This window comes from Pseudomonas sp. NFACC51, from assembly GCF_900103575.1.
GTDB lineage: Bacteria > Pseudomonadota > Gammaproteobacteria > Pseudomonadales > Pseudomonadaceae > Aquipseudomonas > Aquipseudomonas fluorescens_Q.
The window spans coordinates 84,647-103,502 of record NZ_FMXH01000011.1 but is presented as its reverse complement, the minus strand read 5'-3'; the positions used below and the strand labels follow the sequence as shown (position 1 = coordinate 103,502).

The 18,856-nt window shown below is 63.1% G+C and carries 18 protein-coding genes; 11 read left to right on the top strand and 7 right to left on the bottom strand.

Annotation, left to right across the window (positions count from 1 at the left end):
- Positions 1 to 131: 131 nt before the first annotated feature.
- Positions 132 to 1,502, bottom strand: coding sequence for an ethanolamine permease (gene eat / locus BLT00_RS21135; RefSeq protein ID WP_063324214.1), 1,371 nt, complete (start codon positions 1,500 to 1,502; stop codon positions 132 to 134).
- A gap of 274 nt (positions 1,503 to 1,776) precedes the next feature.
- Positions 1,777 to 3,297, bottom strand: a complete 1,521-nt coding sequence (locus BLT00_RS21130; protein WP_072345441.1) for an acetaldehyde dehydrogenase ExaC — start codon at positions 3,295 to 3,297, stop codon at positions 1,777 to 1,779.
- A 491-nt stretch (positions 3,298 to 3,788) separates the two neighbouring features.
- Here BLT00_RS21130 and BLT00_RS21125 point away from each other — a divergent pair, with 491 nt between their 5' ends.
- From BLT00_RS21125 to BLT00_RS21110, 4 genes are all read left to right on the top strand, one after another.
- Positions 3,789 to 5,696: a sigma-54-dependent Fis family transcriptional regulator gene (locus BLT00_RS21125; protein WP_092150511.1), complete on the top strand. Its 1,908-nt coding sequence runs from the start codon at positions 3,789 to 3,791 to the stop codon at positions 5,694 to 5,696.
- 321 nt (positions 5,697 to 6,017) lie between these two features.
- The gene (gene mpl / locus BLT00_RS21120; RefSeq protein WP_092150508.1) at positions 6,018 to 7,367 is read left to right on the top strand and encodes a UDP-N-acetylmuramate:L-alanyl-gamma-D-glutamyl-meso-diaminopimelate ligase; all 1,350 of its coding nucleotides are present in this window, start codon (positions 6,018 to 6,020) and stop codon (positions 7,365 to 7,367) included.
- The gene (gene ubiX, locus BLT00_RS21115; RefSeq protein ID WP_063324218.1) at positions 7,364 to 8,011 is read left to right on the top strand and encodes a flavin prenyltransferase UbiX; all 648 of its coding nucleotides are present in this window, start codon (positions 7,364 to 7,366) and stop codon (positions 8,009 to 8,011) included. The genes mpl and ubiX overlap by 4 nt, the downstream gene beginning before the upstream one ends.
- Complete coding sequence (locus BLT00_RS21110) at positions 8,004 to 8,288, top strand: YceK/YidQ family lipoprotein (RefSeq protein ID WP_092150505.1); 285 nt, start codon at positions 8,004 to 8,006, stop codon at positions 8,286 to 8,288. The genes ubiX and BLT00_RS21110 overlap by 8 nt, the downstream gene beginning before the upstream one ends.
- A 202-nt stretch (positions 8,289 to 8,490) precedes the next feature.
- Here the strand turns inward: BLT00_RS21110 and BLT00_RS21105 are convergent, their stop codons facing one another.
- The 3 genes from BLT00_RS21105 to BLT00_RS21095 form a co-directional block, all read right to left on the bottom strand.
- The gene (locus BLT00_RS21105) at positions 8,491 to 9,132 is read right to left on the bottom strand and encodes an oxidoreductase (protein WP_092150502.1); all 642 of its coding nucleotides are present in this window, start codon (positions 9,130 to 9,132) and stop codon (positions 8,491 to 8,493) included.
- A gap of 27 nt (positions 9,133 to 9,159) precedes the next feature.
- Positions 9,160 to 10,878: a C13 family peptidase gene (locus tag BLT00_RS21100; RefSeq protein WP_092150498.1), complete on the bottom strand. Its 1,719-nt coding sequence runs from the start codon at positions 10,876 to 10,878 to the stop codon at positions 9,160 to 9,162.
- Positions 10,879 to 10,980: 102 nt separating this feature from the next.
- Positions 10,981 to 11,436 carry a MaoC family dehydratase gene (locus BLT00_RS21095; protein ID WP_092150495.1) on the bottom strand — a complete coding sequence of 152 codons (456 nt, stop codon included), beginning with the start codon at positions 11,434 to 11,436 and terminating at the stop codon, positions 10,981 to 10,983.
- 330 nt (positions 11,437 to 11,766) lie between these two features.
- On the opposite strand from BLT00_RS21095, the gene BLT00_RS21090 reads away from it, so the two are divergent.
- From BLT00_RS21090 to BLT00_RS21080, 3 genes are read left to right on the top strand one after another with little or no spacing between them, the layout of a single operon-like run.
- Complete coding sequence (locus BLT00_RS21090; RefSeq protein ID WP_063324221.1) at positions 11,767 to 12,132, top strand: CidA/LrgA family protein; 366 nt, start codon at positions 11,767 to 11,769, stop codon at positions 12,130 to 12,132.
- The gene (locus tag BLT00_RS21085) at positions 12,129 to 12,845 is read left to right on the top strand and encodes an LrgB family protein (protein ID WP_063324222.1); all 717 of its coding nucleotides are present in this window, start codon (positions 12,129 to 12,131) and stop codon (positions 12,843 to 12,845) included. Before BLT00_RS21090 ends, BLT00_RS21085 begins: the two co-directional genes overlap by 4 nt.
- 10 nt (positions 12,846 to 12,855) lie before the next feature.
- The gene (locus BLT00_RS21080) at positions 12,856 to 13,446 is read left to right on the top strand and encodes an LON peptidase substrate-binding domain-containing protein (RefSeq protein ID WP_014340384.1); all 591 of its coding nucleotides are present in this window, start codon (positions 12,856 to 12,858) and stop codon (positions 13,444 to 13,446) included.
- A gap of 66 nt (positions 13,447 to 13,512) precedes the next feature.
- Here BLT00_RS21080 and BLT00_RS21075 read toward each other — a convergent pair whose 3' ends face one another.
- Together BLT00_RS21075 and BLT00_RS21070 are read right to left on the bottom strand one after the other, a co-directional pair.
- A complete protein-coding gene (locus tag BLT00_RS21075; RefSeq protein WP_092150492.1) occupies positions 13,513 to 14,829 on the bottom strand; it encodes a bifunctional DedA family/phosphatase PAP2 family protein in 1,317 nt (438 codons plus the stop codon).
- A gap of 133 nt (positions 14,830 to 14,962) precedes the next feature.
- A complete protein-coding gene (locus BLT00_RS21070) occupies positions 14,963 to 15,640 on the bottom strand; it encodes a DNA-3-methyladenine glycosylase (RefSeq protein WP_092150489.1) in 678 nt (225 codons plus the stop codon).
- Positions 15,641 to 15,836: 196 nt separating this feature from the next.
- Between BLT00_RS21070 and BLT00_RS21065 the strand changes: the two genes are divergently transcribed.
- The 4 genes from BLT00_RS21065 to rlmH all read left to right on the top strand — a co-directional run bounded on the left by BLT00_RS21065 (position 15,837) and on the right by rlmH (position 18,854).
- The gene (locus BLT00_RS21065; RefSeq protein ID WP_092150486.1) at positions 15,837 to 17,108 is read left to right on the top strand and encodes a glutamate-5-semialdehyde dehydrogenase; all 1,272 of its coding nucleotides are present in this window, start codon (positions 15,837 to 15,839) and stop codon (positions 17,106 to 17,108) included.
- A gap of 28 nt (positions 17,109 to 17,136) precedes the next feature.
- Positions 17,137 to 17,811 carry a nicotinate-nucleotide adenylyltransferase gene (gene nadD / locus BLT00_RS21060; RefSeq protein WP_092150587.1) on the top strand — a complete coding sequence of 225 codons (675 nt, stop codon included), beginning with the start codon at positions 17,137 to 17,139 and terminating at the stop codon, positions 17,809 to 17,811.
- Positions 17,812 to 17,882: 71 nt separating this feature from the next.
- Positions 17,883 to 18,377 carry a ribosome silencing factor gene (rsfS, locus tag BLT00_RS21055; protein WP_003205895.1) on the top strand — a complete coding sequence of 165 codons (495 nt, stop codon included), beginning with the start codon at positions 17,883 to 17,885 and terminating at the stop codon, positions 18,375 to 18,377.
- Positions 18,378 to 18,386: 9 nt separating this feature from the next.
- Complete coding sequence (gene rlmH / locus BLT00_RS21050; protein WP_047229490.1) at positions 18,387 to 18,854, top strand: 23S rRNA (pseudouridine(1915)-N(3))-methyltransferase RlmH; 468 nt, start codon at positions 18,387 to 18,389, stop codon at positions 18,852 to 18,854.
- Positions 18,855 to 18,856 lie beyond the last annotated feature (2 nt).

Below are 18,856 nucleotides of genomic sequence, written 5' to 3'. Positions count from 1 at the left end.
CGGTGTCCTCCTGATTCTCTAAAAAACTTTAATACACACCCCATAACCCTGTGGGCGCTTGCTCCCACAGGGGAGTGGTGTGCACTTTTAAATGGCAAGCACCGGACCCCCGGCCCGGTGCCGGTGCAACGTCAGATACCTGTGAGCATAGCGTCCGCCGGTGCATCGGAGCGTTGCTTGGCGGTCAGTTGGAAATACAGGTAGCCGACAACCATGAACGCCAGGAACACCAGGCCGATCAGCATGTTGAACCACGCCATCGCCACCAGGCACACCACCGCCAGGAACAGCGCAATGCCCGGCACGATCGGGTAGCCCGGGGCGCGGAAGGTGCGTTCCAGGTTCGGCTCGGTCTTACGCAGCCTGAACAGGCTGAGCATGCTGATGATGTACATCACGATGGCGCCGAACACCGACATGGTGATCATCGCCGCCGTCAGCGTCATGCCTTGCAGGTTGACCAGGCCATCGCTGTAGATCGCCGCGATGCCGATCACGCCGCCGGCCAGGATCGCCCGGTGCGGGGTCTGGAAACGCGACAGTTTCGCCAGGCCACGGGGCAGGTAGCCGGCCCGGGCCAGGGCGAAGAACTGCCGCGAATAGCCGAGGATGATTCCGTGGAAACTCGCCACCAGGCCGAACAGGCCGATCCACACCAGCATGTGCATCCACGTTGAATCGTTGCCGACCACGGCCTTCATGGCCTGGGGCAGCGGGTCGTTGATGTTCGACAGGGTGCGCCAGTCACCCACGCCGCCGGCCATGATCATCACGCCGATGGCCAGGAACACCAGGGTCAGGATGCCGCTGACGTAAGCGCGGGGGATCGTGCGTTTCGGGTCCTTGGCTTCTTCGGCGGCCATGGCCGCGCCTTCGATGGCGAGGAAGAACCAGATGGCGAAGGGGATCGCCGCGAAAATGCCCGGGATCGAGGCAAGGCTGAACTCATTGGAGCCCGCCCAGCCGTTGAGCACGAAGTTACTGAAGCTGAAGCCCGGCGCGACCACGCCCATGAACACCAGCAATTCGGCGACCGCCAGCACGGTGACCACCAGCTCGAAGGCGGCGGCGATGCTGACGCCGAGGATGTTCAGGGTCATGAAGATGATGTACGCGCCGACCGCCGCCAGCTTGGGGTCCAGTTCCGGGAATTGCACATTGAGGTAGGCGCCAATCGCCATGGCGATGGCCGGGGGCGCAAAGACGAACTCGATCAGGGTGGCGATGCCGGCGATCAACCCGCCTTTCTCGCCAAAGGCCCGTCGGCTGTAGGCAAAAGGCCCGCCGGCGTGAGGAATGGCGGTAGTCAGTTCGGTGAAACTGAAGATGAAGCAGGTGTACATCAACGCCACCATGAGGGCGGTGACGAGAAACCCGAGGGTCCCTGCGGTGCCCCAGCCGTAGCTCCAGCCGAAGTACTCGCCGGAAATCACCAGGCCGACGGCGATGCCCCATAAATGCAGGGTGCCGAGTGTGGGTTTGAGTTGGGTGGTAGAAGTCATAAGTCCTCTCTGTCTTTTTTATTGTTTGATCTGTTGGACTTTCGGGTTTGCTGTGGAGCGGGCACGCAAGGCTCATGCCAGAGCGGTGGGGCATTGATTCTGTGTGTGAGAGCGCCCTCGCGAGCAAGGGGTTGTGCCAGTCGATCGTTCCCACGCTCTGCGTGGGAATGCAGCCCGGGACGCTCTGCGTCCCAAAAAGCCGAACGCGGAGCGTCCGTTGAGGCATTCCCACGCAGAGCGTGGGAACGATCCCCTCAACGATCTTTCCGTAGGCTTAGAAGAACCCCAACGGATTGATGTCGTAGCTCACCAGCAGGTTCTTGGTCTGCTGGTAATGGTCGAGCATCATCTTGTGGGTTTCACGCCCCACGCCGGACTTCTTGTAGCCACCGAACGCGGCGTGCGCCGGGTACAGGTGGTAGCAGTTGGTCCACACGCGACCGGCCTTGATCGCCCGGCCCATGCGGTAGGCGCGGTTGATGTCGCGGGTCCAGAGGCCGGCGCCGAGGCCGAACTCGGTGTCGTTGGCGATCGCCAGGGCTTCGGCTTCGTCCTTGAAGGTGGTGATGCTCACCACTGGGCCGAAGATTTCTTCCTGGAACACGCGCATCTTGTTGGTGCCCTTGAGCAGGGTCGGCTGGATGTAATACCCGGTCGCCAGGTTGCCCTCGAGTTTTTCCACCTTGCCACCGGTCAGCAGTTCGGCGCCTTCGCCCTTGGCGATTTCCAGGTACGAAAGAATCTTGTCGAATTGCTGTTCGGACGCCTGGGCGCCGACCATGGTGTCGGTGTCCAGCGGGTCGCCGCGTTTGATCTGCAGGACTTTCTTCATCACCACTTGCATGAATTCGTCGTAGATCGATTCCTGCACCAGGGCGCGGGATGGGCAGGTGCAGACTTCGCCTTGGTTGAAGAATGCCAGCACCAGGCCTTCGGCGGCCTTTTCGATGAAGCTCGGCTCAGCCTGCATGATGTCTTCGAAGAAGATGTTCGGCGACTTGCCGCCCAGTTCCACGGTGGACGGGATGATGTTTTCGGCGGCGCATTTCATGATGTGCGAGCCCACCGGGGTGGAACCGGTGAAGGCGATCTTGGCGATGCGCTTGCTGGTGGCCAGGGCTTCGCCGGCTTCTTTGCCGAAGCCTTGCACCACGTTCAGCACGCCGGGCGGCAGCAGGTCGCCGATCAGTTCCATGAGCACGCAGATGCCCAGTGGGGTTTGTTCGGCCGGCTTGAGCACCACGCAGTTACCGGCGGCCAGGGCCGGGGCGAGTTTCCAGGCGGCCATCAGCAGCGGGAAGTTCCACGGGATGATCTGCCCGACCACGCCCAATGGTTCATGGATGTGATAGGCCACGGTGTTGCCGTCGATCTCGGCGGCCGCGCCTTCCTGGGCCCGCAGGCAACCGGCGAAGTAGCGGAAGTGGTCGGCGGCCAGGGGGATGTCGGCGTTGAGGGTTTCACGCACGGCCTTGCCGTTGTCCCAGGATTCGGTGATCGCTAGCACTTCGAGGTTCTGCTCGATGCGGTCGGCGATTTTCAGCAGGACCAGCGAACGCGCCTGGGCCGACGTGGCACCCCAGGCATCAGCGGCAGCGTGGGCGGCGTCCAGGGCTTTTTCGATGTCTTCGGCTGTGGAGCGCGGGAATTCGGCAATGGGCTGGCCATTGACCGGCGAAGTATTGGTGAAGTACTGACCTTTGACAGGCGCGACGAACTCGCCGCCGATGTAGTTACCGTATTTGCTCTTGAACGAAACGATAGCGCCTTCAGTACCGGGGTGAGCGTAACGCATGATGAGTTCTCCTTGGCTTTTGTGCTTATACGGGAGGGCCGCGCAAAATTGAGCGCCGGTAATTAAGCCTAGAGCAAAGGTTGGGCCATTGCCTTGCAGGGCCCGTAAATCAAGACTTTAGGAGGAGTTGGTCGGACAAACGGATGGGGTGTGTGACGCTTGCGATACAGCGGGTGTGACAGTTTGTGCCAGATGCGAGACAGTCTGTGACTGACAGGTCGCGCCAGCATTGCATTGCCGGTTGGGCTGGAGGATGCTGGGCTTCGATCCTGGAATCCCTGGCAACTGTATTTTTGTGGCAGGACAGCTTTTGTGGCGAGGGAGCTTGCTCCCGCTGGAGCGCGAAGCGGTCCCAAGGCAGCCAACTCGGTCAGCCTGATACACCGCAAACTCAGGTTTTGGGGCTGCTGCGCAGCCCAGCGGGAGCAAGCTCCCTCGCCACGGGGAATGTGTTGGCAGGTCCAAAGGTCCTTCGGGGAGAATAATAAGAAATGCACAGCAACCACTTGAGTCGCCATGCCCAGCAAGTCCTCACGGTCACCCAGGGCAAGGCCCATTTGCAGGGCCCCGGCAGCGATCCGTCGATTGCCCGTTCCTGGCTGCGCTGCCTCGAGGACTATCACCTCGACCCGGCGCAGAACCTGGCGCCGACGGTGCTCGAACATGGCCGGGTGCTGGAAAGCCGCGAGCGCTTGCAGCAAGTGCTGCACATCGCCGGCAATGAAATGACCAGCCTGCATCAGCAACTCTCCGGCGCCGGCCACGCGGTGTTGCTGACCGACGCCCGGGGCGTGATCCTCAATTGCGTCACCGCCCCCAGCGAGCGCAAGATTTTCGAACGGGCCGGCCTCTGGCTCGGCGCCGACTGGAGCGAAGCCTGCGAAGGCACCAACGGCATCGGCACCTGTTTGGTGGAGCGCCAGGCCCTGACCATCCACCAGGAAGAACATTTTCGTGGCCGCCACACCGGCCTGACCTGCTCGGCCAGCCCGGTCTTCGACCCCCACGGCGAACTGCTGGCGGTGCTCGACGTGTCTTCGGCACGGCCGGACGTGTCGCGCCAGAGCCAGTTCCACACCATGGCCCTGGTCAATCTCTCGGCGAAGATGATCGAGAGCTGCTATTTCCTGCGTTGCTTCGACAATCAATGGCTGCTGCGCTTCCACCTGCAGGCCGAGTCTGTGGGGCTGTTCAGCGAAGGGCTGCTGGCATTCGACGGCGAAGGCCGGATCAGCGCCGTCAACCAGAGCGCCCTCAACCTGTTGGGGCATATTCGCGGCAGCTTGCTGGGCCAGCGGGTGGAGGATTTTTTCGACTGTTCATTGGACGAGTTGCTCGGTCGCGCAAGTGTAAATGCCAGCGCCAGTTGGCCGCTGCGCACCCGTGACGGCCGGCATTTGTTCGCGGTACTGCGTGGGCAGCCGCGCAGTGTGCCGGTGCCGGTTGCGCCAGCGCTCAAGATTATTGAGCCCGCCCGCCTGCCGGGCATCTGCCTGGGGGATGCGGCGTTACAGGAACATTTTCGCAAGGCGCTGCGGGTGTTCGAGCGCGATGTGCCGCTGCTGATTCAGGGCGAAACCGGCTCCGGCAAGGAAGCGTTCGCCAAGGCTGTGCACCATGCCAGCCAGCGCGCCGGCAAGCACTTCGTGGCCCTTAACTGCGCGGCCATCCCGGAAAGCCTGATCGAGAGCGAGCTGTTCGGTTATCGCGGCGGCAGCTTCACCGGCGCGCGCAAGGAAGGCATGCGCGGCAAGCTGCAACAGGCCGACGGCGGCACGCTGTTCCTCGATGAAATCGGCGACATGCCTCTGGCCTTGCAGACCCGTTTGCTGCGGGTGTTGGAAGATCGCCAGGTGGTGCCCATCGGCGGCGAGCCCGAGGCGGTGAACGTGCGCATCATCAGCGCCACTCACCGGCAGTTGCTGGATCGGGTGCAGGACGGCAGTTTTCGTGAGGACTTGTACTACCGCCTCAACGGCCTGGAAATCCCGCTGCCGGCATTGCGCGAGCGCAGTGACAAGTCGCAGTTGCTGGATTTTCTGTTGGCCGAGGAGAGCGGGGCCGAGACGGTGTCCATCGACGAGCCGGCGCGCCAGGCGTTGCTGGCGTTCGACTGGCCGGGCAACGTGCGGCAGCTGCGTAATGTGCTGCGCACCCTGGCCGCGCTGTGCGACGGTGGGCGGATCGGCCTGGAAGACTTGCCGGCGATGATCCGCCAGCGCCCGGCCACGGTGGTGGTCGAAGCGGTGGCCGAGCGGCCGCTGGACGATGCCGAGCGGTTGGCCTTGATCGAAGCACTGGAACGCCAGCGCTGGCACATGACCCACACCGCCGAACAACTGGGCATCAGCCGTAACACCCTCTACCGGAAGCTGCGCAAACACGCCATCGCCCGATAAAGTACAGACTGCTGACCGCTGTTGTGGCGAGGGAGCTTGCTCCCGCTGGGGCGCGCAGCGGCCCTGTTTTTGGGGGGGGACTGCTGCGCAGTCAGCGGGAGCAAGCTCCCTCGCCACAAAAGCCGGGTTGTACATTCAACTGTGGGAGTGAGCTTGCTCGCGATGACGGCGGCACATTCAACATCGCCGCAAGCTGACCCACCGCTATCGCGAGCAAGCTCCCACAGGTGATTTGCGGTGCTTCAGCGGCGTGAAGTCGAAACACAAGGTGCGATTTCCCCCTCCCTACGCTAACCTGCGGCCATGTTTACGAGGTCGACTATGCACATCCATATTCTCGGTATTTGCGGCACTTTCATGGGTTCTATGGCGGTCCTGGCCAAGGAGCTGGGCCATCACGTCACCGGGTCCGACGCCAATGTTTATCCGCCGATGAGCACGCAGCTGGAAGCCCAGGGCATCGAGCTGACCCAAGGCTACGATCCGGCGCAGCTGGATCCGGCGCCAGACCTGGTGGTCATCGGCAACGCCATGTCCCGGGGTAACCCAGCGGTGGAGTACGTGCTCAACAAAGGCCTGCCGTACGTGTCCGGGCCGCAGTGGCTGGCCGATCACGTGCTGCAGGGCCGTTGGGTCCTGGCCGTGGCCGGTACCCACGGCAAGACCACCACCAGCAGCATGCTCGCCTGGGTGCTGGAGCACGCGGGCATGAGCCCGGGCTTCCTGATCGGCGGAGTGCCGCAGAATTTCTCAGTGTCGGCGCGCCTGGGCGGCACGCCGTTCTTCGTGATCGAGGCCGATGAGTACGACAGCGCGTTTTTCGATAAACGCTCGAAATTCGTCCACTACCGTCCACGCACGGCGATCCTCAATAACCTTGAGTACGATCATGCGGACATCTTCCCCGATCTGCCGGCCATCGAGCGGCAGTTCCACCATTTGGTGCGCACCATCCCCAGCGAAGGCCTGGTCATCCACCCGACCACCGAGCCGGCGTTGCAGCGGGTGATCGAGATGGGCTGCTGGACCCCGGTGCAAACCACCGGTGCGGGCGGGCAATGGCAGGTGAGGTTGCTCAAGGACGACGGTTCGCAGTTCGAAGTGATGTTCGAAGGCGTGTCCCAGGGCGTGGTCGAGTGGGACATGACCGGCCAGCACAACGTCGCCAACGCCCTGGCCACCCTGGCGGCGGCCCGCCATGTCGGCGTGGTGCCGTCCATGGGCATTGCTGCGTTGAGCGCGTTCAAGAGCGTGAAGCGGCGGATGGAGAAAGTCGCCGAGGTCAACGGCATCACTATTTATGACGACTTCGCCCACCACCCAACGGCCATCGCCACCACCCTCGACGGTTTGCGCAAGCGCATCGGCGATGCACCACTGATTGCGATCATCGAGCCGCGTTCCAACTCCATGAAGCTCGGCGCGCACCGTGATGGCCTGCCGGAAAGCGTGGTCGATGCCGACCAGGTGATCTGGTACGCACCGGCCAACCTCGGCTGGGACCTCGGCGCCACCGCCGCGCTGTGTACGGTGCCGTCGATTGTCAGTGGTTCCCTGGAAGGCATCATCGAGCGCGTGAAGAGCCAGGCCCAGCCCGGCACCCACGTGGTGATCATGAGCAATGGCGGCTTCGGCGGCCTGCACGGCAAACTGGCCGAGGCCCTGAAATGAACACTCACTTGGAGGGCAGTGGCCCGGAACGCATCACCTTGGCGATGACCGGTGCTTCCGGTGTCCAGTACGGCTTGCGCCTGCTCGATTGCCTGGTGCGGGAAGACCGCGAGGTGCACTTCCTCATCTCCAAGGCCGCGCAACTGGTGATGGCCACCGAGACCGACGTGACCCTGCCGTCCAAGACCCAGATGATGCAGGCTTTCCTCACCGAATACACCGGTGCGGCGGCGGGGCAGATTCGCGTGTATGGCAAGGAAGACTGGATGTCGCCGGTGGCCTCGGGCTCCGGGGCGCCGGCGGCCATGGTGGTGGTGCCCTGTTCCACCGGGACGCTGTCGGCGATTGCCACCGGGGCCTGCAACAACCTGATCGAACGGGCCGCGGACGTCACGCTCAAGGAGCGCCGCCAGTTGATCCTGGTGCCGCGGGAAGCGCCGTATTCGAGCATTCACCTGGAGCACATGCTCAAGTTGTCGAACATGGGCGTGACCATCCTGCCGGCGTCGCCGGGTTTTTATCACCAACCGCAGACCATCGATGACCTGATCGATTTTGTGGTGGCGCGGATTCTCAATCTGCTGAACATCCCCCAGGATATGTTGCCGCGCTGGGGCGAGCATCATTTGAGCAGCGATGAATAAGCTGCTGATCATGCTGCTGGCGCTGCAGATGACCGGCTGCGCCACCGCCCGCACCCTCGACGCCGCCAAGCCTGGGGCGCCGGTGGTGTATGCGGGCACGCGCTTGGATCTGTACGCCCTCAACGGCGGCTGCTGCGCCAAGGACCGCTTTGGCGCCGAGGCGCCGAGTTACCCTGGCGTCGATCTGCCGGGCAGTGCGTTGCTCGATACCTTGTTGTTGCCGTTGTCGTTGTTCACGGCGATAGGCGTGGGGTTCCGGGCGACTGGCGGGTTGTAGCGCACGCGTGCTCTGTGATGAGCCGATTTACCCGTGGCGAGGGAGCTTGCTCCCGCTCGACTGCGCAGCAGTCGCCTTAGGATTTGAGTCAAACCCAGAAGCTTGGGGCCGCTTCGCAGCCCAGCGGGAGCAAGCTCCCTCGCCACAATAAGCGCTTGGCTTTGGATCGGTGGGACGCCCTTTGCGGGCAGGCACCACATGCCTATTTCCCCAACTTACGCAACTCATCCGACTCCACCACCCGCACCCCATCCTGCTCTTCCAGCGCCAGACGCCACATGGCGCGGGCCAGTTGGCAGGCTTCGATGCCGTGGTACTTGCCTGGAATCAGCTTCGACAAGGGCCCGGCCAGTTGCTCGGCCAGGCGCGGTTCAACCCGGTCGCCCAGCAGCAGGGAAGGCCGGCAAATGGTCAGTTGCGGCCAGCCCTGGGCCTTGAGTGCTGCCTCCATTTCGCCTTTGACCCGGTTGTAGAAGATCGATGACTTGGCGTCGGCCCCCAGTGCGCTGATCACCACCAGGTGCCGTGCGTCCAACTCCCGGGCGCGCTTGGCAAACGCCACGACCAGGTCCAGGTCTATCGCGCGGAAGGCGGCTTCAGAGCCGGCTTTCTTGATGGTTGTGCCGAGGCAGCAGAAGGCGATGTCGACCTGGCCACTGAGTTGTGGCAGCACCTGGGCCGGCTCCCCAACCGGGTTTTCCAAGTGTGGATGTTCAGCCAGTGGCCGGCGTGAAGGTGCCAATACGCGAGTGATGGTCGGTTCGTTGAGCAGCCGGTCCAACAGGTGTTCCCCGGTCAGCCCGGTAGCACCGGCGAGCAAAACATGCTGAGGCGTCAAGTACATAGTGTTTCCCCCTTGATACGGTTCAGCTTAGTTGCTCTTTGTGGCCTCGTCGTTCAATGCAGCACTTTGCAATGCTTTACGTGCCTGCTGTTTGCGCAGCAGTTGCCAGTGGGAAAGGACCGTCCTCGGCGCCCACATCTGCGGTTCGGACGCTTCGAAGTTGTCGGCCTGTTCGCGTTCGGCAACGGTGGCCTTGGCGCGCTTGAAGGCCTGCTCCAGGTCGTCGGTCTGGTTCAATGCCTGGGCGAACAGCGCATCGCCAAAATAGGTGAAGTTGGCTTCCTCGGAGCAGCCGAAGGACACTCGGTCGGCCCGGGAGGCGGTCATGATCAATGTGCGTTCATCCTTGAGTGCCGGGATGAAGCCGCCGGAATAACAGGCCGAGATCACCACGATCTTGTCGCGGTTCTTCAGTGGCGCCAGCACCACGGCCAGTTCATCGGCGGGCAGGTCGGCCAGTTCCATGCGCGGCTGGTCGAGCACCAGTTCATGTTCGCTGGTGCCGTGGCTGGTCAGGTAGAGGAAGATAAGGTCTTCCGGACCACTGCGTTCGGCCAGCGTGGCAGCGGCGCGGCGCAGGCTTTCGCGGCTGGCCATGGGCCGGTCGCCGAGGTGATCGCGGTGGTTGACCAGGCGGATCTGCCCGAACGCGCCGAAACGGCTGGTGAGCATGTTGGCGACATAGTCGGACTCGCGCAGGAATACGCTTTGCTTGCCGTCGCCGCCCAGGGTCAGGCTGTACAGCTCCACCGCCGGGGTCGAGGCCGGGATGTTGGCGAGGGCATCGTCCAGCAGGCGGCCTTGGGCCAGCAAGCCGAGTTCGAGCACATCCGGCAGCAGCCTGCCATCCGCGTCGCGCACCCGTTGGCCGTTGGCCCAGGTGCCGCTTTGCACGGTGCCGTCGGTCAGCACCAGGGTGCCGCGCCCGTGGTAGCTGTCGCTTTCGAACTGGCCGACGTAAAAACTGCCGTCGGGCAGGTTCAGGCGGCCCTCGCCGGTAAAGCGCCAATCATTGAATTGTCCGAGATAGTGGCTGCCGTCGGCGCCGATCAGTTCGCCCTTGCCGGTCAGCGCGCCATCCTTGAATTGGCCGATCCAGACATCGCCGTCGGCATTTTCGTAGCGCCCGCGACCGTTGAGCTGGTTGTTCTTGAAGCCGCCGATGTAGACATCGCCATCGGCACTGTTGAAGGTGCCCTTGCCCTGCAGTTGCCCGTCGACAAAATGCCCGGTGAACTGGTTGCCGCTGGCGTCGAAGCGCTGGCCTTCACCGTTGGGCTTGCCGTTGGCGAAGGGGCCTTGGTACTGGCTGCCGTCGTCGAGTTCCAGGCGTCCGAGGCCGGAATAGCGGTCGGCCTTGAACTCGCCCCGGTAGGTCATGCCGTTTTCCTTGAGCATCCCTTCACCGTCCCGTCGCCCGAGCTTGAAGCCGCCGGTGTAGCTGCTGGTCGGTGTGGTCAGGCTGCCCTGGCCGTGGAACAGGCCCTGCTGGAACTGGCCGCGATAGACCTCGCCATTGCTGCCATGCCATTCCCCGGTGCCGTGCCACTGGCCTTTGTCGAACTGCCCGGCGTACCAGCTGCCATTGGGGTAATCGATGCGTCCCTGGCCTTGTAGCAGCCCGTCCACCAGGTCGCCGCGATAGCGTCCGCCGTCGGGCAGGCGCGCGTCGGGAGGCAGCGGCGATTCGCCGTTGCCACAGGCGGTGAGCAGCAGGGATAGGGTCAGGGGAACGAATAAGCGCATAACGGGATCCAGATCGTCAGGCGACGAGTATGCCGCAGCTATGCGCGTTGAACATAGAGAAGCGATGCGAAACTGCACGAGCGGTTTCGCGATCGCGCAGGTTTACACGAAGCAGAGCGACAGCGGCTCGGCGATGTAGGCCGGTTTTTCCGAACCTTCGATCTCCAGCGTGGCGGTGGCCTTGAGCAGCCATTGGCCGGGTTTTTTCTCGGTGACTTCCACCAGGTCGACCTTGAGCCGGACCCTGGAATCGACCTTCACCGGTTGGATGAAACGCACGCTGTCCAGCCCGTAGTTGACGACCATTTTCACGCCCTCGGGCAGGATCAGGATGTCTTCCATCAGCTTGGGCATCAGCGACAGCGACAGGAAACCGTGGGCAATGGTGCTGCCGAACGGGGTCTGCGCGGCCTTGACCGGATCGACGTGGATGAACTGAAAGTCGCCAGTGGCTTCGGCGAACAGGTTGATGCGGTCCTGGTCGATGGTGAGCCATTCGGAACGTCCAAGTTCCTTGCCGACATAATCTTTGAGCGCTGCAACGGGGACGTAGGGCATTGAGACTCTCCTTGGGTTCATCTGTTTTACTTTTTTTTTCTGGAGCGGGGATCGGCATCCCCGGAGAACCACTGTAGATCAACATGGCGCGCAAGTAAGGTCACCGAACATGCTTTTTACGAATGCCGACCCATAGCGCGGGCATGCTTATAATGCCGGCGCGTGTGCGTTTGATTCCGTGGCGAGGGAGCTTGCTCCCGTTGGGCTGCGCAGCGGCCCCATTTTTTTATGAGCGCTGCGCACTCAAGCGGGAGCAAGCTCCCTCGCCACACCGCCACGCCGTGAACCGAATTGGCGCGTTCATTGGATCTGTTGCAGGGGAGAGAGCGGATGTTGCTACGGGGCCTGACCTGGCTGGTGCTGTTTCAATTGCTGGGCACTGCGATCAATCATTTGTTCCTGCCCGTGTTGCCGGGGCCGATCATCGGCCTGCTGTTGCTGCTGGGCTATCTGGTCATGCGCGGCGAAGTCAGCGAGCCGCTGAACCTGGCCGCCGGCAGCCTGCTGCGTTATCTGCCATTGCTGCTGGTGCCGCCTGCGGTGGGGGTGATGGTCTATGCCCGGGCCATTGCCGCCGATTTCTGGGCCATCGTCGGTGCGTTGACGTTGTCCCTGGTGCTGTCCGTGGCGTTGACGGGGGTGCTGATGCAGCGCCTGGCCCGGCGTCACATCGCCGCCCCGGAGGACAGCCAATGATGCTCGACTGGCAAGGTGCCTGGACCTCGGTGATCCACCATCCGCTGTTTGGCATCGGCATTACCCTGGGCGCCTATCAACTGGTGCTGGCGGCGTTCGAAAAGACTCGCTGGGTGTTCCTGCAACCGGTGCTGATGTCGATGGTGCTGTTGATCATCGTGCTGGTCGGCTGCGGCATCGACTATGCCGAATACCGCAAGAGCACCGAGATCCTCAGCATCCTGCTGGGGCCGGCCACGGTCGCCCTGGCGGTGCCGTTGTATTTGAACTTGCGACGGATCCGGCAGTTGTTCTGGCCGATTTTTACTACGCTGGTGATAGCCGGGGTGTTTGCCACGGGCTCTGCTGTGGTGTTGGGCTGGGCTTTCGGTGCCGAGCACATGATTCTGATGACCATGGCGCCCAAGTCCGTGACCTCGCCGATCGCCATGCTGGTGGCCGAGCAGATCGGCGGTGTGGCGGCGATGGCGGCGGTGTTTGTGTTGATTACCGGTGTGCTCGGGGCGATCCTCGGTCCGGGCATTCTGACGAAGCTGGGTGTCCACAGTCCTGAGGCCCGGGGCATGGCCCTGGGGCTGGCGGCCCATGCGGTGGGTACGTCGGTGGCATTGCAGGAAAGCGAGGAGACAGGCGCCTTCGCGGCGCTGGCGATGAGTCTGATGGGCGTGGCCACGGCGGTGTTGCTGCCGTTGGTGGTGTCGATGACGGTTTAAGGAACTGGTTATGAGCTTGCCGCTTTTCCCGTTGAACACCGTGCTGTTCCCCGGTTGCATCCTCGATTTGCAGATTTTCGAGGCGCGTTACCTCGACATGATCGGGCGCTGCATGAAAAAGGGCGAAGGCTTCGGCGTGGTGTGCATCCTCGATGGCGAGGAAGTCGGCATCGCGCCTGAAGGCTACGCGCGGGTCGGTTGTGAGGCGCGTATCACTGATTTCTCCCAGCAGGACAATGGTCTGCTGGGCATTCGCGTGCAGGGCGGGCGGCGCTTTATCGTCCATGGCAGCAGCGTCCAGGCGGATCAACTGACGGTCGCTGAAGTCGAGTGGCTGGAAGAGGAACCGGAGCAACCGCTGCAAGAGGAAGACGCCGACCTGGTGGCGCTGCTCAAGGCCCTGGCCGAGCACCCGATGGTCGAGGCGCTGAACATGGGCACCGAAGCGACCGGTCAGCAGTCGCTGGCCAATCAACTGGCTTACTTGCTGCCGTTCAACGAATTGGACAAGATCGACCTGCTGCAACTCGACGACCCGCAACAGCGCCTGGATGCGATCCAGGCCTTGCTCGATGAACTGCAGGGCGAACTCTTCGCCTGACTCAACTCATATTTCACTGAGTAACACTGATCCCACATGGATCTCCAGTGTTCATTGGCGCGCCGCTCAATAGGCATACCGCAACATCGCATGCGGCAAGTGCCGCAGCGCGAAGAAGCTGAACACCGCCACCAGCGCCGGCAGGATCAGCCACCAGACTTTCGGCGACATGGCCGGTAGCGGGGTCTGGCGCTGGCTCAACCACAGGGCGGCCGCACAGATGCTGGCGGCGAGCATCGCCCCGGCGACGATGTCGCTCGGCCAGTGCGCCCCCAGGTAAACCCGCGACAGGGCGATGGCCAGCGCCGGCAGGCAGCCCAGCAGCAGCCAGGTCAGGCGCAGGCGTGGCGGTTGGCCGCGGCCGGCCAGGACGGCGAGGGTCAGGAACAGCGCGAATGCCCCGGAGGAGTGGCCGCTGGGCATGCTGTAGCTGGTCAGCGGGTCGGTGAGGATTTCCGGGCGCACACGGGCAAAGAAGTGTTTGCTCCCAGTATTGGCCAGGGAGGTGAGCAGCATCGTGCCCCCGGCAAAGATCGCCTGCCGCCATTGCCGTGCCAACAGCAATAACCCGGTCAACAGGCTGCAGACAATCAGCATGTAGCGGAATTCGCCGATCAGCGTGAAGGTCACGGCGATTTCATCCAGCGTCGCGCTGCGATGCTCCTGGACGAGGGCCATCAAGCCTTGGTCGAACGCCGTCAGGTAACGAAAGCCGATGAACAGGCCGATCAGGATCACCAGGCCAAGGCCGGCGATCAGCGCCGTGGCATGGCGATGACGACGCAGGCTGCTGTTGACGCTCAGCCCGATCATTGCCGCGATGCTGCCGATGACCACGCCGGCCTGTGGCCAGAAGCCTTCAGGCAGCGGCAGGCGAAACGCCGCCCCGGTGGCCCAGCCCGGCAGCAGGTACGCCACGGTCCAGCCCGCCGCGGCCAACACGCTGACGGCGGCGAAGCGTGGGAACGGCATGTCGCACATTCCGGCCACCATCGGCAACATGGGCCGTAGCGGGCCGATAAAACGCCCCACCAGCAGGCTGGCGATGCCGTAGCGCTGGAAATAGTTTTCCGCCGCGCTCATCCATTCCGGGTGATGCCGCAGCCCGGGCAGGCGGCGGATGTTCTGGTGGAAATGCCGACCGAGGAAGTACGACACCAGGTCCCCGAGCAGCCCGCCAAGCAGGCCCAGCAGCAACGTCTCGCCCAAGGACAACGCGCCGCTGCCGGCCAGCACGGCGATGGCAAACAACAGCACGGTACCCGGCACGATCAGGCCGGCGATGGCCAGGCACTCCACGCAGGCGACGATGAACACCGCCACCGCCAGCCATTGCGGGTTGACGGTCAACCAGCCGGTGATGCTATCGAGCCATGGGCCCATAAATACAACTCCATTGAGTATTGATTGGCATGCACCGAATCCCCTGTGGGATTGTGTTGCGAACACAAAAGCTATGGCCGCTGAAGATCAACTGTGGGAGCGAGCTTGCTCGCTCCCACAGGGGGCGGTGTTTTCATCCAAGCAAGAAATAATCGCGACCTTCGACCTGCCCCCGTCGCAGCGGGTTCCGGGTGCACCACGGTGCGTAGGCGGCGTCGACGAAGCGGTAGGGTAAATGCTCGTCCCGTCCCAGGGGAATACCCAGGCGGGTGGTCTGGATCACGTTGACCGTCGGCACACCCACATCTTCCACCAGCAAGCGCTCGGGGTCGAAGCGTTTGGCGTCCCAGTCCGGCACTTTCAGTCCCAACGCTTTGCACAGCAAGGTCTGGCCGGCACAGAGCTTTTGCGGTGTACGCGGCCGACCTTGGGCATCGGGGTTGTTGAGCAGCATCTGCGCCAGGCTCGCCGGCCCGGAAAGGGCATCGACCCACGGGTAGGCCGATTTGATCAATACGGCGTTGCCCGGGCCCTGGGCGCTGAAGTTCAGCGAATCGCCGCCCCGGGCGTAGTACATATAGATGTGGCCGCCATCCAGAAACAAAGCCTTGCGCTTTTGCGTGTAGCCCAGCGAGGCGTGGCTGCCTTTTTCGGCGAAGTAATACGCCTCGGTCTCGATGATCCGCGCGCCGAGCCACAGGTCACCGACCTTGTGACGGATGACTTTGCCCAGCAGGTCCTTGGCAAGCACCTGGGCGTCTCGATCGAAAAAGGCGTGGGGCAGGGCGTTGGGCGATGGCAAATCGGTCATGGCGATAAACAGAGGGAGGCCAAAGGAAGCGCGATGATAGCAATGGAAAGCTTAATCACCGCTGAACAGTCGCTTCAACCAGCTGTTTACGCCTGTTTTGCTGCTCCGCCGGTCACCACTGTGAGTCCATGCTGTTAGTCGAGGGTTACGACAGCTATAATCTGCCGCTTTCCTCATCGCCAAGACCACACAGACCATGACTGAGTCCGTTCTTGACTACATGACCCGCCTGGGTCGCGCCGCTCGCCAGGCGTCGCGCATCATCGGCCGGGCCAGCACCGCGCAGAAAAACCGCGCCCTGCAGGCCGCCGCCAATGCGCTGGACGCTGCGCGTGCCGAGTTGTCCGCTGCCAACGAACTGGACCTGGCCGCCGGCCGGGCCAATGGTCTGGAACCGGCCATGCTCGAACGCCTGGCCCTGACCCCGGCACGCATCGACGGCATGATCGTCGGTCTGCGTCAGGTCGCGGCCCTGCCGGACCCGGTCGGGGCGATCCGCGACATGAGCTACCGGCCATCGGGCATTCAGGTCGGCAAGATGCGCGTGCCCCTGGGTGTGGTCGGGATCATTTACGAGTCGCGGCCGAACGTGACCATCGACGCCGCCAGCCTGTGCCTGAAGTCGGGTAACGCGACCATCCTGCGTGGTGGCTCCGAGGCGATCCATTCCAACCGTGCCATTGCCGCCTGCATCCAGCGCGGCCTGGCCGAGGCCGATCTGCCGGCGGCCGTGGTGCAAGTGGTGGAAACCACTGACCGTGCCGCAGTCGGCGCATTGATCACCATGCCCGAGTTCGTCGATGTCATCGTGCCGCGTGGTGGCAAGGGCCTGATCGAGCGGGTCAGCCGTGACGCCCGCGTGCCGGTGATCAAGCACCTGGACGGCATCTGCCACGTCTACGTCAGCGCCCACGCCGAATTGCCGAAGGCCCAGCGCATCGCCTTCAACGCCAAGACCTACCGTTATGGCATCTGCGGCGCGATGGAAACCCTGTTGGTGGATCAGGCCGTGGCCAAGGACTTCCTGCCGTCGATGGCTGCCCAGTTCCGCGAAAAAGGCGTCGAGCTGCGCGGTTGCGAGCGCACCCGGGCGATCATCGAGGCCGTTGCGGCCACGGAAGAAGACTGGGACACCGAATACCTGGCGCCGATCCTGTCGATCCGTGTGGTCGACGGGCTGGACGCGGCCATCGAGCACATCAACCGCCACGGCTCGCACCACACCGACTCCATTGTCAGTGAACACCTGGGTGAAACCCGGCGCTTCGTGGCCGAAGTGGATTCGGCGTCGGTGATGATCAACACCCCGACCTGCTTCGCCGATGGCTTTGAATACGGATTGGGTGCCGAGATCGGCATTTCTACTGATAAGCTGCACGCCCGCGGCCCGGTGGGCCTCGAAGGCCTGACCTGCGAGAAGTACATCGTGGTCGGTGACGGCCAGTTGCGCGGACAGGAGCCAGTCTGACTTGGGCGATCTCGACCCACTGGCCTCTATGACTACGACCGCTGTGACGGCAACCACCGCGCCAAAGCGCATCGGCATCCTGGGCGGCACGTTCGACCCGGTGCACATCGGCCATTTGCGCGGTGCGTTGGAAGTCGCCGACGCCCTGGCCCTCGATGAGCTACGCCTGACGCCCAGCGCCCGGCCGCCTCACCGGGATACGCCGCAGGTGTCGGCGCAGGACCGCCTGGCGATGGTCGAGTGCGCGGTGGCCGGTGTGGCGCCGTTGGTGGTGGACGCCCGCGAATTGCAGCGGGACAAACCGTCCTACACCATTGATACCCTGGAGCTGATGCGCGCCGAACTGGCCGCTGATGCCCAGGTTTTTCTGCTTCTGGGCTGGGACGCATTTTGCGGCCTGCCCACTTGGCATCGCTGGGAAGAGTTGCTCCAGCATTGCCACATCCTGGTGCTGCAACGCCCGGATGCCGACAGCGAGCCGCCGGATGCCTTGCGCAACCTGCTGGCGGCCCGCTCGGTGAGCGACCCGCTGGCCCTGAAAGGGCCGAGCGGACAGATTGCATTCGTCTGGCAGACGCCGCTCGCGGTATCCGCCACCCAGATCCGTCAACTGCTGGCCAGCGGTAAGTCGGTACGTTTCCTGGTGCCCGACGCGGTCCTGGCCTACATCGATGCGCACGGGCTTTACCGTGCGTCGAACTGAAAAAGGTGTGCTTCAAGGCACGTGAATGCGTGTAGCGAAGCGCCCGAACATACGAGCAAAACGAGTTTTATATGACTGACAAAGACGTAAACAAAGTAAAGCGCAAAGGCACGTTCAAAAGCGCCCCGCTGCCGGTAGAGGCCCACACCGGCGTCGTACTGGCCGGTGAAGAACTGGTCAAGGTCGCCGTTGCGGCCCTGGAAGACGTCAAGGCCCAGGACATCCAGGTGATCGACGTTCGTGAAAAGCAGAGCATCACGGACTACATGATCATCGCCACCGGTACCTCCAACCGCCAGATCGGCGCGATGCTGGACAAGGTCCGCGAAGCGGTCAAGGCCCAGGGTGTCAAGCCGCTGGGTGAAGAAGGCAAGGGCGACAGCGACTGGGTACTGCTGGATATGGACGATGTCATCGTGCACATGATGACGGCCTCGGCGCGCCAGTTCTATGACCTGGAACGCCTGTGGGCCGGTGCCGAGCAGAGCCGTTCGGCCAGCGCCGCGCACCACAGCCCGGAAAACCCCCATGAGCACTTCACCAAGCTCAACAAAGACCAGCAATAAGGGACCGCTGTGCGACTGCGCCTGATCGCCGTCGGTTCTCGCATGCCCAAGTGGGTGGAAGAAGGCTGGCATGAATATGCCAAGCGTCTTCCGTCCGAGCTGGCCCTGGAACTGGTGGAAATTCCGCTCAATACCCGTGGCAAGAACGCCGACGTGGCGCGCTTCATCCGCCAGGAAGGCGAAGCCATGCTGGCCAAGGTCGGGCCGAACGAGCGCATTGTCACCCTCGAAGTCCATGGCAAGCCCTGGAGCACCGAGCAACTGGCGGTGGAGCTCGATCGCTGGCGGTTGGACGCGCGCACGGTCAATTTCATGGTCGGTGGCCCGGAAGGGCTGGCGCCGGAAGTCTGTGCCCGGGCCGATCAGCGCTGGTCCTTGTCGCCGTTGACGTTGCCACATCCGCTGGTGCGGATCCTGATCGGCGAACAGCTGTATCGTGCCTGGACAGTCCTGTCCGGGCACCCTTACCACAAGTAATC